Annotated in this window: 11 protein-coding genes; 3 read left to right on the top strand and 8 right to left on the bottom strand. The window is 68.1% G+C overall.

The features are described 5' to 3' along the window. The first annotated feature begins 416 nt into the window (after positions 1-416). Positions 417-2,111 carry a hydrogenase maturation protein gene (locus QH195_RS22845; RefSeq protein WP_280436942.1) on the top strand — a complete coding sequence of 565 codons (1,695 nt, stop codon included), beginning with the start codon at positions 417-419 and terminating at the stop codon, positions 2,109-2,111. A gap of 192 nt (positions 2,112-2,303) precedes the next feature. Next, on the top strand, positions 2,304-3,110 hold the full coding sequence (locus tag QH195_RS22840; protein WP_280436941.1) for an MHYT domain-containing protein: 807 nt from the start codon (positions 2,304-2,306) through the stop codon (positions 3,108-3,110). 301 nt (positions 3,111-3,411) lie between these two features. On the opposite strand, the gene QH195_RS22835 is transcribed toward QH195_RS22840, so the two are convergent. From QH195_RS22835 to QH195_RS22800, 8 genes are all read right to left on the bottom strand, one after another. Beyond that, positions 3,412-4,989 carry an LVIVD repeat-containing protein gene (locus QH195_RS22835; RefSeq protein WP_280436940.1) on the bottom strand — a complete coding sequence of 526 codons (1,578 nt, stop codon included), beginning with the start codon at positions 4,987-4,989 and terminating at the stop codon, positions 3,412-3,414. Positions 4,990-5,150: 161 nt separating this feature from the next. Next, positions 5,151-6,050 (bottom strand): 3-methyladenine DNA glycosylase, encoded by a 900-nt coding sequence (locus QH195_RS22830; protein ID WP_280436939.1) that lies wholly within the window; start codon positions 6,048-6,050, stop codon positions 5,151-5,153. Beyond that, complete coding sequence (locus tag QH195_RS22825) at positions 6,047-7,114, bottom strand: hemolysin family protein (RefSeq protein ID WP_280423823.1); 1,068 nt, start codon at positions 7,112-7,114, stop codon at positions 6,047-6,049. The genes QH195_RS22830 and QH195_RS22825 overlap by 4 nt, the downstream gene beginning before the upstream one ends. Next, entirely contained in the window at positions 7,107-8,501 is a 1,395-nt protein-coding gene (locus tag QH195_RS22820) for a hemolysin family protein (protein ID WP_280423822.1), read from the bottom strand. The genes QH195_RS22825 and QH195_RS22820 overlap by 8 nt, the downstream gene beginning before the upstream one ends. A 247-nt stretch (positions 8,502-8,748) precedes the next feature. Then, positions 8,749-10,185: a GuaB1 family IMP dehydrogenase-related protein gene (locus QH195_RS22815; RefSeq protein ID WP_280436938.1), complete on the bottom strand. Its 1,437-nt coding sequence runs from the start codon at positions 10,183-10,185 to the stop codon at positions 8,749-8,751. Between the two features lie 50 nt (positions 10,186-10,235). Further along, positions 10,236-11,573 (bottom strand): DEAD/DEAH box helicase, encoded by a 1,338-nt coding sequence (locus QH195_RS22810; RefSeq protein ID WP_432278420.1) that lies wholly within the window; start codon positions 11,571-11,573, stop codon positions 10,236-10,238. Next, on the bottom strand, positions 11,566-12,504 hold the full coding sequence (locus QH195_RS22805; protein WP_195053988.1) for a M56 family metallopeptidase: 939 nt from the start codon (positions 12,502-12,504) through the stop codon (positions 11,566-11,568). Before QH195_RS22805 ends, QH195_RS22810 begins: the two co-directional genes overlap by 8 nt. Positions 12,505-12,542: 38 nt before the next feature. Next, complete coding sequence (locus tag QH195_RS22800; protein WP_280422819.1) at positions 12,543-12,938, bottom strand: BlaI/MecI/CopY family transcriptional regulator; 396 nt, start codon at positions 12,936-12,938, stop codon at positions 12,543-12,545. A gap of 228 nt (positions 12,939-13,166) precedes the next feature. Between QH195_RS22800 and QH195_RS22795 the strand changes: the two genes are divergently transcribed. Then, a complete protein-coding gene (locus QH195_RS22795) occupies positions 13,167-13,874 on the top strand; it encodes a hypothetical protein (RefSeq protein ID WP_280436937.1) in 708 nt (235 codons plus the stop codon). The last annotated feature ends 132 nt before the right edge of the window (positions 13,875-14,006 follow it).

Raw genomic sequence — 14,006 nt, 5'->3', positions numbered from 1 at the left:
TCTCGTGCCCCGCCGCCCGCGAGGTCGTTGGGCGGGTGTGTTTTATCTTGTTTGGTAGCCAGATTTTTTTCGCCCCAGCCCCCCTCGTCCGGGCGTGGCGGGTGGGCGGCGTCGTTTTCACGATATGGCCGCGGAAAACAGGCCACAGTGCCCGGTGCAGCGGGAAGGCCGCGAGATCGTTCCGAGCGGTATTGCTGCGCGCCGGCATGGGCGGAGGGCCGGACCCCGCCGCCCGGCTGCGAGCACTGGATCGGCCGTGAGAGTGCGGAATGTATTGAGCGGCGGACGGATACGCTGCGCTGTGAAATGTTGCCGGGATCACTCCGCACTGCGGATACCGCGCCGGGGGATTAGCTTTGTCGGGAATCGAAGCAATACGTTGGGATCCGACAGATCTCACCCGATGGAGGAAAACCTTGCGCGTCCTGCTCGTCGCCAGCGCATTCAACAGTCTCACCCAGCGCGTGCATACCGAATTACGCGGTCGCGGGCACGAGGTGGGGGTCGAGCTGGCGCTCGGTGACGATCTGCTGCGAGCGCGGGTGGGGCATTTCCGGCCCGACCTCATCGTGGCGCCGATGCTGACCACGGCCATCCCGGAAGATATCTGGACCACGCATACCGTCCTGATCGTGCATCCCGGCCCGAAAGGGGATCGCGGACCCTCCTCGCTCGACTGGGCGATCAGCACCGGCGCCCGGGAGTGGGGTGTGACGGTCCTGCAGGCCGTCGCGGAAATGGACGCGGGGCCCATCTGGGCATCGGTGCGGTTCCCGGTGGCCGCCTGCGGGAAGAGCGAGTTGTACCGCAACGAGGTCTCCGATGCCGCTGTGACCGCGGTGCTGCTGGCCGTCGACCGTTTCGCGAGTGGCGAATTCGAGCCCGAACCATTGGATTACAGCCGTCCCGATGTGCGCGGGCAGCTGCGGCCCTACCACTCCCAGCAGTACCGCCGGATCGACTGGGGCAGTGAGGACACCGCCTCGATCCTGCGTAAATTGCGCGCTGCCGATTCGCAGCCAGGGGTACTCGACGAACTGTACGGCCGCGAGTACTTCATCCACGGCGGTCACAACGAGGACAGGTTGCGTGGCACCCCGGGTGCCGTTGTCGCCACGCGCGACGGTGCTATCTGCCGCGCCACTGTCGACGGCGCGGTGTGGCTGCCGCAGCTGCGACGGCGTCGGCGACCGGGCGGACCGGCAACTTTCAAACGTCCCGCGGTCGATGCGCTCGGGGCCGATCTGCCCTCGGACATCCCCAAGGTACCGGTCACCCCGGCCGAGGCGGCGGTCCGCGATACGTGGTCTGAGTTGTGCTACTACGAACAGGGCTCCGTCGGCTACCTCGAATTCGCTTTCCCCGGCGGCGCCATGAGTACCGGGCAGTGCCGGCGTCTGCTGGTGGCCTACCGGCAGGCCTGCGCCCGGCCCGTCCGGGCGCTGGTGCTCGGCCCCGCCCGCGACTTCTTCTCCAACGGAATCCATCTCAATGTCATCGAGGCGGCCGAGAATCCGGCCGAGGAGTCATGGCGCAATATCACCGCGATGAACGATCTGGTGGAGGCGATCCTCACCACGACGGACAAACTGGTGATCTCGGCGCTCGCCGGGAACGCGGCGGCGGGCGGGGTGATGCTCGCACTGGCCGCCGACGAGGTGTGGTGCCGCGAATCGGTCGTACTGAATCCGCACTACCGGCTCATGGGCCTGTACGGCTCGGAGTACTGGACGTATTCGCTGCCGCGTCGGGTGGGGTCGACCGAGGCCGCGCGGTTGACGAGGGAGACACTGCCCGTCGGCGCCGGCGCGGCCGCGGCGATCGGCCTGGTGGACCGGGTCGGCTCGGGCAGTACCGCCGAATTCCGCGAATGGGTGCGTCAGGAGGCGGCGCTGCTCGCCGATTCGCCGGAGCTGGAAGGCCGCCTGACGGCGAAGAAACGCCGGCGGGAAGCGGACGAAGCGGTCAAGCCGCTGGCCGACTACCGGGCCGAGGAGCTGGCGCATATGCGTCGGAACTTCTTCGCCGAGGACGAGCCGTACCACCAGTTGCGGCAGAACTTCGTCTACAACGTCGTCCCCCCGGCCACCCCGGCCTATCTGCTGGGCTGATCACCGGTCCGGTCCGGGTAGCCCAGTTGTGACATCAAGTAGCGGCGGCATACCCACCTGAGGTGAAATTTTTACTTTGTACCCGGCTTCGGGTGCATCGAACTTCTGCCTGCGCGGCCGCGGTTCGGAAATCGACTAATACAAGCGGAGTAGAGAGACGTGCTACATCTCGAGCACTTCAGCAACGGCTGGGTGACTCCTGTCCTTGCCTATGTGATGTCATTCATCGGCTCGGTGCTCGGCCTGCGCTGCGCCGTGCGCGCCCGCACCGCGAGCCCGGCCTACGGCTGGCTGATCGCGGCCGCGATCGCGCTGGGCGGAGCCGGGATCTGGGTGATGCATTTCACCGCGATGCTCGGCTTCACCATCGACGGTACGAGTATCCGGTACAACATGCCGATGACCCTGCTCAGCGCGGTGATTGCGATTGTGGTGGTCCTGATCGGGCTGATCATCGTCGTCCGGGGGAACCGGGAGGCGATCGCACTACCCCTCGGCGGAGCCATCACCGGACTCGGTGTGGTGGCCATGCATTATCTGGGTATGGCCGCGATGAGCACCGGCGTCGATATGGAGTACAGCACCGGCCTGGTGCTGCTGTCGATCGCGATCGCGGTGGTCGCCGCTACCGCCGCGCTGTGGTTCATGTTGCACGTCCAAGGCTGGGGCAATACCGTCGGCGCGGCGCTGATCATGGGTGTCGCGGTCTGCGGTATGCACTACACCGGTATGGCGTCCATGAGCGCGCACCACGGTGAACACCACGGGCTACCCGAGGGCGTCGCCCCCGTCGAACTGCTCACCCCGCTGCTGACCACGGTCGCACTGGTCGTCGTGGGCCTGGTGGTGCTGGTGGGGGTGGCCGAGCTCGAGGTGCGCAGTGTCGCCGCGGCGACCCCGGTGCCCGAATCGGGCGAATCCGGCACTCTGCTCACCACGGACCCCGCGACATTGGCCCATAGTGGCCGTCAGTGGCCGCGACTGCCCACTCACGATTAGCCTCGGATATCGCAGTCGTGACACCGTGGGCGGGGCCCGGTTGTCTCGACGGGCCGGGGGTCCTATTCTGGGCCGCCGTATCTGCAAGCCGATGTGAGGAATGCTTCATGGGTAGTACCGTGCTCGATATCGCCGCGCTGATCGTGATGCGGGTGGGGGATTTCTGGAACTGGGTGGCCACCGGCTCGGCGGGATTCCCGCCGCTGTGAGTCGCTGACCGGCCGATGCGGAGCCCGGGCGCCGAGTGCGTCCGGGCTCCGCTGTTTCGAGCGCCGGAACGGGATACTCCCGGTGGTGCCGGTCAGGAACCCACCACCGACTGCTGATCGGCCGGCGGTGTGTACACCGATTCGTCGACGTGCAACACCATGAATCCGTTGTCGGAACAGGTGACGTAGAGATCGTTTCCCCGCCATTCCGGCGGTGACATGCACCAGTCGGTCGAGACATCGCCGAAGGCGAGTGCGCCGGTCCGCGACGAGAGCGCCTGCGAGGGGTCGAATTGCCCCTCGAGTACCGCGCGGGCCGCACTGGGTGCCGTCATGGCCGGAATACCGAGCAGCGAGGCCAGCGCATGCGGTGAGTTGACCAGTTCGAGATTGCGTCCGGTGCGCGCCGGAGGGTTGAAGTAGGCGATCTCCCGGATCGCCTGCGGATCGCGGATATCGAATACCCGGATCCCGGACGATATCCAGCCGCAGGCCAGTGCGGTGGGGTTCGCGGGCCGGTCGGCGGCGCAGTAGTGGGAATCGTAGGCGAAGATCGAACCACCCATGGACGAGGCGATACTGCTGTCCAGATGTTGCGGCAGGTCGATCTCGAGTTTCACCTTCGCGACGATCCGGGGGTCGGCGTCATCGGAGACGTCGATCAGTTTCACGCCACCGGAACCGCCCTCGTCGACGGTGTAGATATGGGGCTTGCCGTCGTAGGTGACCGGGATGCTGTGCTGCGTGGCCCAGCCGTCGGACCAGAACATCCGTCCGAGGTGATGTACCTGCGGATCGGGGTCGCGCCGCTGCACCGCGCTGATATCGAGAACCGTGACTCCGCTGAGTGCCGACAGATACAGCCGGTTACCGTCCGGACTCACCCCGAAACCGTGGGCGGTGATACCGGTGAGTCCCTGCCAGACGACCCGCGGGTGGGCGGGATCGGTGAGATCGACCGCGCTGAGGAAACCGGGCGTGATCCCGGAGGCCCAGTAGGTGTTGCCGTCGGGTGAGAACCCGCCCTCGTGGGTGGTGATCGGCAGCGGCATACCGAGGTTCGTTCCCGGGCCGGGATTCAGCAACCGCGGATGCGCGCAATCGGAAATATCGTAGACCGAGAGATACCCGGCGCCGACCAGCATCGGGACCCCGGTGCCCACCAGCAGTTCGCGCCGGGCGTTCACCTTCAGGCTCTCCCAGGTACCGGCGACCATGGCCGGTTCGTTCAGGGTCACGGTAGGGCGCGGATGCGCGGGATCGGAGACATCGAGGACCTGTACCCCGCCGTTCTGGTGCAGCAGGTTGCCGGGGAAGAAGGTCCCCATATAGGCGCAGTGCTCGAAACTCGTGGAGGTGATACCCGCGCCGCGGCCGGCGAATCGGCCGACCATCGACATATTGCAGCGGTAGCCCTGGGTGCTCCGGCCGCTGTCGCGATCGGCCGCCGGAACATCACCCTGCAGACCGGGCTCGGGCATGGCGCCGGGCCCGCATTCGGCGCGCGGTACCGCGGTACGGCCGATATCGAGGAATTCCCGGACCTCGTTGTGGATATCGGCCTGAAGATCCGCTGTGGCACTGCCCGGCAGCAGTATCGCGGTGACCACGGTGACCACGCCCAGCACCATCGCCCTGGTCCGATGGATTTCTCCGAAGGGACGCCCCATTGCATCCTCGCGCTTCCCGAGCTACCTCGTCCGAACCACCCGAGCGATGTTTTGGGACATAACCCGGAATTGTTCAGTGATGGTAGCGATTCGGGGTGCCCGCGGTGCGTGGTTTCGCCGAATGACGGCGGGTGACCCCTGTCGCCGACGGTGTTGCGGACCTATCCCGGGAGTTGTTCCAGGAGGTTTTCGCACTCGGCAAGCAACCGGGCCCTGAGCGTGGCAGCACGGTCAGCGATGCTCGATTGCTGTCGCGCATAGGCTGCGCGGCCGGCCGGGGTCTCTATTTCGATCGGTTCGTACCCGTACTCGCGGAGATCGTACGGGGAGGCCCGCATATCGAGGATCCGGGCATCCCGGGCCAGCTCGAAGCAGTCCAATTGCAGGTCGGATGTGGTGAGGGGGCTGGTGTGAAAGCACCACTTGTACAGGTCCATATTCGCGTGCAGGCAGCCCGGCTGTTCGGTATGTGGCTGATCGGCGCGAGTGAGCTGCCGGTTGTTGCGACCCACGGCAGGCGGGGTGAAGAAGCGGAACGCGTCGAAATGGGTACAGCGCACCGGCATCGACTCGAGGACGGCATCTGTACCTGCCGCACCGAGCCGCAGCGGGACCGAATCGTGGCGGACCTCCCCGGTGCGATACACCATCGCCCATTCGTGCAGGCCGAAACAGGACAGCTGGGCCGGGCGGGAAGCGGTCGCACGCAACAGGCCGGCGATATAGGCGACGGTTTCACCGCGGGCACGCAGGAACCGCGGATCGGCGGTCACCACGGGCCCGCAGTCCAAGGCGTCCTCGTCGAGCCGGTGATAGCCGCGCAGACCGGTGTATTCGCCCGCGCCGCGCAAGGCGATGCCGTACCCGGGATGCCAGCGGCGTAGTTGCGCTGGACGATTCCCGTAATAGGTCCACAGGAAATCGAGAACCGGATGCCGGATTCCGCCGGCTCTCCGGCGCAGGTAGTCACCGGCGAGCTCGTCGGCGCGGGCGGCGTGCGCGGCGGCGCGGGCCCGCCACTCGGATTCGGCGAGGACCGCCACGGCGGAACCGACGGTCATTCGGCCACCCGATGCGTAGCGTCGCGCACCGTGCCGACGAACTGTTCGACCAGATCCTCGAGCGCCACGATCCCGACCGTGTTGCCGCGGGCGTCGACGACCCGCCCCAGATGGCTGCTGGTGCGACGCAGCCGGGCCAGCGCCTCGTACAGGGTGGTGCCGAGCAGGACTGTCGGCAGCGGCCGGATATCGGTACGCGGGATCTCGGTATTCGGTCCGGCCGCCTCGTCGGAGACCTTGTCCAGCACATCCTTCACATGCAGATACCCGACCAGCGACCCGTCCGCGGCCCGCACCGGATACCGGGAGAACCCGGTTTCGGCGACGGCGGTTTCGATATCGCCGAGCGTTGTCCCGCCCGCGCCCCGCAACGGCACGGTACGCATCATGTTCAGCGGGATCATGACCTCGGCCACGAACCGTTCCCCGGTGCCCAGTGCCTGGGTGAGGCGGCGGTGCTCCTCCTCGTCCAGCAGCCCCTCGGACCGCGATTCGCCGATCATCTCGGCCAGTTCATCGCTCGAGACCGTGGCTTCGAGCTCGTCCTTCGGTTCTATACGCAGCATGCGCAGTGTCGCGTTGGCTGCGAAGTTGTAGAGCGCGATGAGCGGCCGGGCGATCCGCAACCAGGCCAGGTGCAGCGGCACCAGCAGCAGTGCGCTGCGTTCGGGCCCGGCGAGCGCGATGTTCTTCGGAATCATTTCGCCCAGCAGGATATGCAGGATCACCACGATGGTCAGCGCCACCACGAACGACACCGGATGCAGCAGCGCCTCCGGCAGACCGGCCAGTTCGAACGGGTATTCGAGCAGATGCGCGACCGCGGGTTCGCCGACCCGGCCCAGCAGAATCGAGCAGATGGTGATGCCGAGCTGGGCCGCCGCCAGCATCATCGAGAGATTCCGGCCGGCCCGGATCACGGTATCGGCGTTACGTTTACCCTGGGCGGCGAGTGCCTCGAGCCGGTCGCGCCGGGCCGAGATGAGCGCGAATTCCGCGGCGACGAAGAAGGCGTTGCCGGCGAGCAGCAGCACAGTGAACGCGACGGCCAGCAGATCACCCATGGTGGTACTCCCGTCCGGCCGGTTGCTGTTCGCGTTCGAGTGACCGAGCGTCGACAGGCACGAGCCGGACCCGGTCCACCCGGCGTCCGTCCATCCGTTCCACGCGGGCGAGCCAGCCACCCGGGCCGTCGATATGTCGCCGGTCGTGGCCGCGGCGCTGCGGCAGGACGACGATATCGCCGGCCGCCGGGATACGGCCGAGCCGGGTCAGCACCAGGCCGCCGAGGGTTTCGTATTCGCCCTCCGGGGCCTGGTAGCCGGTGGCCCGGGATACCTCGTCGATACGGAGCAATCCGGAACAGTCCCAGCCGTCGGAGACGCGGCGGACATCGCGTTCTTCCTCGTCGTGCTCGTCGCGGACGTCACCGAGGATCTCCTCGATGATGTCCTCCATGGTCACCAGGCCGGCGGTGCCGCCGTATTCGTCGACCACCAGGGCGACCTGCATACCGTCGGCGCGAACCCGTTCGAGCACCTCGTCCCCGTCCAGGCTGGCGGGCACGACGGGAACCGGTTGCGCGATCTGCGCCAAGCCCACCCCGGCGCGGGTGCGCGCCGGATGGGTGAAGGCCTGTTTGACGTGGACCACGCCGAGCGTGTTGTCCAGGTCGCCGTCGATCACCGGGAACCGGGAGAATCCGGTGCGAGCGGCGGCGGCCAGCAGATCGCCGATGGTATCGGTGCGGTCCAGCGCCTCGATCTTGACGCGGGGCGTCATCAGTTCTTCGGCACTACGGGCCCCGAACTGCAGCGAGCGGTCCAGGATCTGGGCGGTGCGCTGATCGAGCGCGCCGTGCTGGGCCGAGGTCCGGACGAGCGAACCCAGTTCCTGCGGTGACCGCGCCGAGCGCAGTTCCTCGGCAGGTTCGACGCCCAGCCGGCGCACCACCCAGTTCGCCGTGCCGTTGAGGAATTGGATCATCGGTTTGAACACTGTCGAGAAGGCCACCATCGGTCCCGCGGTGATGCGCGCGGTGGCCAGCGGGGCCGCGATCGCGATGTTCTTCGGCACCAGTTCGCCGTAGATCATCGACAGTGAGGTCGCCAGGACCAGTGCGAGAACCAGCGAGATACCGGTGGCCGCGGAATCCGGGATCCCGACGAGACCGAACAGCGGCGCCAGCAATCGGGCCAGCACCGGCTCGGCGATATAGCCGGTGATCAGAGTGGTGATGGTGATTCCGAGCTGGGCCCCGGACAATTGGAACGACAGTGTGCGGTGGGCCTGCCGGACGGCTCGGGCCCGGACATCGCCCTCGCGGGCGTGTGCTTCGACGGTGCTGCGTTCCAGGGCGGTGAGGGAGAATTCGGCGGCCACGAACAGCGCGGTGCCCGCGGTGAGCGCCACGAACCCGACCAGGCTCGCAACAGTGAGTACGACGGTCATATCGCCACCACCCGGCGGGCTGCGGCAGCTACGGCCGGACGTACGGGTGGGCGGTGGAGGGTGATGCGGAGGGGGACGCCGGGTCTGTCACCCGGCTCGATAGATGAGCCCTCCTGAGTGGCGCCCTCGGACGCGGGTGACAACTGGTTCCTTTCGTCCTGGTGAATTCAGGGCCGGCAAGCGCCGACGCACCTCATGGTACCGGCCCGTACACCGGGGTGCACGGGCCGGTGGCGACGCGGCCGGCTCACCACCCGCCGGGCAGCGGGCGTCCCTCGGCGAACCCGGCGGCCGACTGGACCCCCAGGACGGCGCGGTCGTGGAATTCGGCGAGCGTGCGGGCACCGGCATAGGTGCAGGCACTGCGGACGCCGGAGCAGATATGGTCGATCAGATCCTCGACGCCGGGGCGTTCGGGGTCCAGCAACATCCGGGAGCTGGAGATACCCTCCTCGAACAGGGCCTTGCGGGCGCGGTCGTAGCCGCGGTCGGCGGCGGTGCGGGCCGCCACAGCACGTTTGGAGGCCATCCCGAAGCTCTCCTTGTAGGCGTTGCCCTCCCGGTCCACCCGCAGATCACCGGGCGATTCGTAGGTTCCGGCGAACCAGGAACCGATCATGACATTGGACGCCCCCGCGGCGAGTGCCAGCGCGACATCACGCGGATGGCGCACACCGCCGTCGGCCCAGACATGCGCGCCGAGATCGGCGGCCGCGGCGGCGCATTCGGCCACCGCCGAGAACTGCGGCCGGCCGACGCCGGTCATCATCCGGGTGGTGCACATGGCGCCCGGACCGACCCCGACCTTCACGATATCGGCGCCCGCGGCGATCAGATCCCGGGTGCCTTCGGCCGATACCGTGTTCCCGGCCACGAGCGGCACCCCCAGATCCAGGTCCCGGATGGCGCGCAGGGTCTCCAGCATTTTCACCTGATGCCCGTGGGCGGTATCGACGACCAGGAGGTCGGCACCGGCATCTACCAGCGCCTTGGCCTTCGCCGGGACGTCACCGTTGATCCCCACGGCGGCCGCGATCCGCAGGTTCCCGTCGCTGTCCACAGCCGGCGCGTAGATCCCGTGCCGTACCGCGCCGGTACGGGTCAGCACGCCCGCGAGGGTGCCGTCCGGGGCGAGCAGTACCGCAAGATCGGCATGCGCGGCCTCGAGCCGGTCGAAGATATAGGACGGTTCGGCCGTCGCCGGTGCGGTCACGAAATCGGTGCCGGCGATCTCGTGCAACCGGGCGAACCGGTCCACATCGGCGCAGGCCGCTTCGGTGACCACACCGACCGGCCGGTCCTGGTCGACCACGATGACCGCGCCGTGCGCCCGCTTGTGGATCAGCGCCATGGCATCGGAAACCGAATCGTCCCGGGTGAGCGTGACCGGGGTGTCCGCGGTGAGCGAGCGGCTCTTGACGAACGCGATGGTCTCGGCGACCGCGCTGTTGGGCAGGTCCTGTGGCAGCACCACGATCCCGCCGCGCCGCGCCACCGTTTCGGCCATCCGGCGACCGGCGACGGCGGTCATATTCGCGACCACCAGTGGAATGGTGGTTCCGGAGCCATCGGACGTGGTGAGGTCGACATCGAACCGCGACGCGATATCGGTGCGGTTCGGGACCAGGAAGACGTCGTTGTAGGTCAGGTCGTACGGCGGGGTTTGTCCGGGGAGAAACTGCACTGCACCCATGGTAATCGTGAGTCGCCGTGGCGGCGGCGGACGCGGGACGATTACTTCTTCCGGCGCCGATGCGGGCGGCGTGGCCGGGACGCGTCGGGGGCCCGGTGCCCGCGTCCGGTTCCGCTCCGCGGGCGGGCGTGGCCGGGGGCCGCGGGTTCGGGGGCGGCGGGTGCGCCCGCGGGGGCGCGGGCGCCGGTGAGCTGCTGCAGTTCCCGGTCCTGCGGCCGGACGGTATGGGCCACCACTTCGACGCCCGCCGCCTGCGTGAGAGTGGCGACCTCGGCGCGCTGATCGGGAGTCACCACGGTGACGACCGTGCCGGTGGCGCCGGCGCGGGCGGTACGGCCGGCACGGTGGACGTAGTCCTTCGGGTCGGTGGGCGGGTCGGCGTGGACCACCAGGGAGACCGCGTCGACGTGGATACCGCGGGCAGCGATATCGGTGGCGACCAGTGCCGGCACCGCACCGTCCGCGAATGCCGCCAGGGTACGCAGCCGCCGGTTCTGTGCCTTGCCCCCGTGCAGGGCTGCCACGGTGACGCCCTGGTCGCGCAGCCTGCGGGTGAGTTTCTCGGCACCGTACTGGGTGCGCACGAACAGCAGCGTGCGCCCCTCACGGGCGGCGATCCGCGCGAGCACGGCGGGTTTGTCGGCCGTTTCGACGTAGAGCAGGTGGTGAACCGCGACCGCCGCCGTGGGTTCGGGCGCGGCACTGTGGGTCACCGGGTTCCGCAGGTACCGCCGGACGAGGTCCTGGACGGATTCGTCGTCGAGGGTCGCCGAGAACAGCAGCCGCTGCCCGTCGGCGGGCGTCGCGTCCAGCAGGCGGCGGACCTGCGGCAGAAAACCGAAATCGGCCATATGGTCGGCCTCGTCGACGGCCGTGATCCGCACCGCGTCCAGTACCGCGGCGCCCTGCTCGACCAGGTCGGTCAGCCTCCCGGGGGTGGCGATCAGTAGATCGATACCGCGTTGCAGCCTGTCGGCCTGCCGGCTCGCGGGCATACCGCCGACGGCGGAGCCCAGGCGCAGACCCAGTGCGAAAGGTTCCAGAGCGCGTTCGATCTGCAACGCCAGTTCGCGCGTCGGCGCCAGGATCAGCCCGCGGGGGGCGCGGGGTATCGCCGGCCGCCCGGCGAGACGGGCCAGCATGGGCAGTCCGAAGGCGAGAGTTTTGCCCGACCCCGTCGGTGCGCGACCCAGCACATCGCGACCGGCCAGGACATCCGGAACGGCCGCCTCCTGGATGGGCAGGGGATCGGTGAGACCTTCCCGCCGCAGCGCCTGGACGGTGAGTACGGGCAGACCGAGGCGGGCGAACGGGGGACGCACGCCCGCAGTCCCGGATTCCGGTGCCTGCCGCTCCGCGGCGGATATCGGATCAGGCACGGAAGAGCCGGCTCAGCTCGACGAGCCAGGGAATCGCGACGGCCAGCGTCGGCACCACCAGGATGGCGAGCGAGGCGAGATATGCGGCGCCGGCGATGCGTACATCGCCGAGCGGTCCGGCCAGGCGCTGGATCCGGATGAGGGTACTGGGGCCGCCGACCGCGAGCGCGCCTTGCGGCGCCGTCGATTTCGAACAGGCAACCAACGCGCGGGCCAGCGGCTTGGGCCCGGTCACCTTCACTGCGGAATCGTCGGCGAGCAGTTCGATCAGCAGTTTCACCGAATCGAGTGCCGATTTGCTGCGGACGAACCTGGGAAAGGCCTCATGTGCCGCGGTGAACGCTTCGAGTACCAGGTCGTGGCGGGCCCGCAGATGCGACCGTTCATGGCTGAGGATGGCGGTCAGTTCCTGTTCGGTCAGGTTGTCCAGGGTGCCCGCGCTCACCACCACCCGGCGCCGCAGGCCGGGTAGGCAGTACGCGATGGGCTCGGTGGCCGAGAGCACCCGGATATCGGCGGCGCGGCGGACCGGTCCGCTCTGATCGAGGAGATCCACCAGCATGCGGTGGCGCGCCCGCCGCCGCCGGGTGTGGATCCCGACCCTGATCGACGCGTAGACCAGCCGCGCACCGACCAGCAGGGTCAGCATGAATACCGAGACGTAGGCCAGCCACAGCGGCAGCCCGAGCGCATCGATCTCATCGGTGGGCTTGGTGGTCGGCCGGCCGTCGGGACCGGGGACCAGGAGTTCGGCGGCGATGGCGAGCCCGGAACTGAAGGCGCTGAGCACGGCCGCGAGTGCGATGGCCTGCCAGAGTACGAGTGCCGCCCGTGGCACCCGGTAGGTCCAGGTCGCACGGCTGAGCGCCTCCGGGACGGGACCGGCGAGAAGCAAGGCAAGTACGGCGAAGGCCGGTGCTGCTGCGTTCATCGACTCTGCTCACTGCGTTGTGGGGCCAGGGTCCGAGCTCACTGCGGCGGTGCGGTGTCCTCGGTTGCTTCGAGCTTAGCGAGCGCATCCCGCAGGGCCAGCGCCGCGGCTTCGTCCTTCCCGACCTGCTCCACGAAATGCACCAGGGCCGCTGCCCGGCTACCGGCCTCGTCGGCTTGCTGCAGCGCATCCATCATGAGTCCGGCGACCAGCTCGTCGCGGCTGTGTACCGGAGCGTACCGGTGCGCGCGATCGTCGCGCCGCTGCACAACGAGATTCTTCTTCGCCAATCGCTGCAGCACCGTCATCACCGTGGTGTACGCGAGTTCACGGCGCGCCGACAGGGCCTCGTGCACCTGCCGGACCGTTTGTGGTTCGTCGGCCGACCACAACTGGTCCATAACCGCTTTCTCGAGTTCACCAAGTCCAGCCATCTCTCGATTTTACGACCTCAACGACACTTGGGCGTACTACAGGGTGTCGTAACCGCGTGGGATTGGTCATAGCTCACAGTTCGCCCGCTCGGGCGGTGATTCCGGAGTGGTGCCGGCGGGGAGTTTCGGGCATTCGATTCGTTTGCGCGAAATACTTGCTAGGTCTGGTTAGGCTAACCTATCTTTCGATCAAGCCGTTGCTGCAACGCCGATCCCGAGGAGGTTCGAATGTCCGAACTGGCCACTGTGCACATCCCCCGCCCCTATGAGGCGGCGTTCGGTTCGGCGTGTTCCCGGTTACGGGCGCTGCAGCCCGAGCATCCGCGCGTATACGCTGCCGCGGCGATGGCCGATCAGGGCAAAAGGCGCTGGTGGGCGCTTTCCGCCGGTCTTCGTGAAGGGCGGATAGAGCTGATGTACCGGCGGCACGCCGCCGAAATGATCAGCGCGACCGCGGCCGCCGAGGTCGTCGCCACCGCTCTCATTCATGCGGTGGTCGGCCGCGTCGCGGCCCTGTGGGTCGCGGACGGACGGGCCTGGGATCCAGGACTGGAGAACGTCTGGATCCACACCGACAACGACGGTGGTATCGACTGGGCGGGCCTGGCCGATACGACGATCCGCGTGGTGGACGGCGATCCGATGGCCGATTCGCCGGGGGTGGTGACCCTGCCGTGTGAGCGGGCGATGTGGGTATGGCTCGCCTACCGCTGCGAACCGTCGCTACTGCTGGTGCAGGGTGCGCTGGCCCGTTGTGCCGGACTGGGCCCGCGTCGCTTCTGGTCCTTGGTCGCCGAATCCGTGTGTGGCGCCACGACCTACGTTCCCGCACTTGCGCGGACCGATGCGGTGGCGGGTGCCCGGCGTGGGGAAGGTTTGCTGATGGCGCTGGAGGATCGCGGGCTGGCGATCCGGCGCGCCCAACGGGTTGCCTAGTTAGGTAAGCCTGACCTATACTCGAAAGCGGCGTACGGATCGCGTGCGAGTCCCGAGGGCTGCGGTGACCCCCGATCCAAACGCGCGGCCGCCTCCAACCACCGAATGGGTGCGCCGCGGTGAATAGGGTGG

Source organism: Nocardia carnea, assembly GCF_029868855.1.
Taxonomy (GTDB): Bacteria; Actinomycetota; Actinomycetes; order Mycobacteriales; family Mycobacteriaceae; genus Nocardia; species Nocardia carnea_A.
The sequence above is the reverse complement of the archived record's forward strand: the minus strand, read 5'-3'. Positions and strand labels throughout refer to the sequence as shown.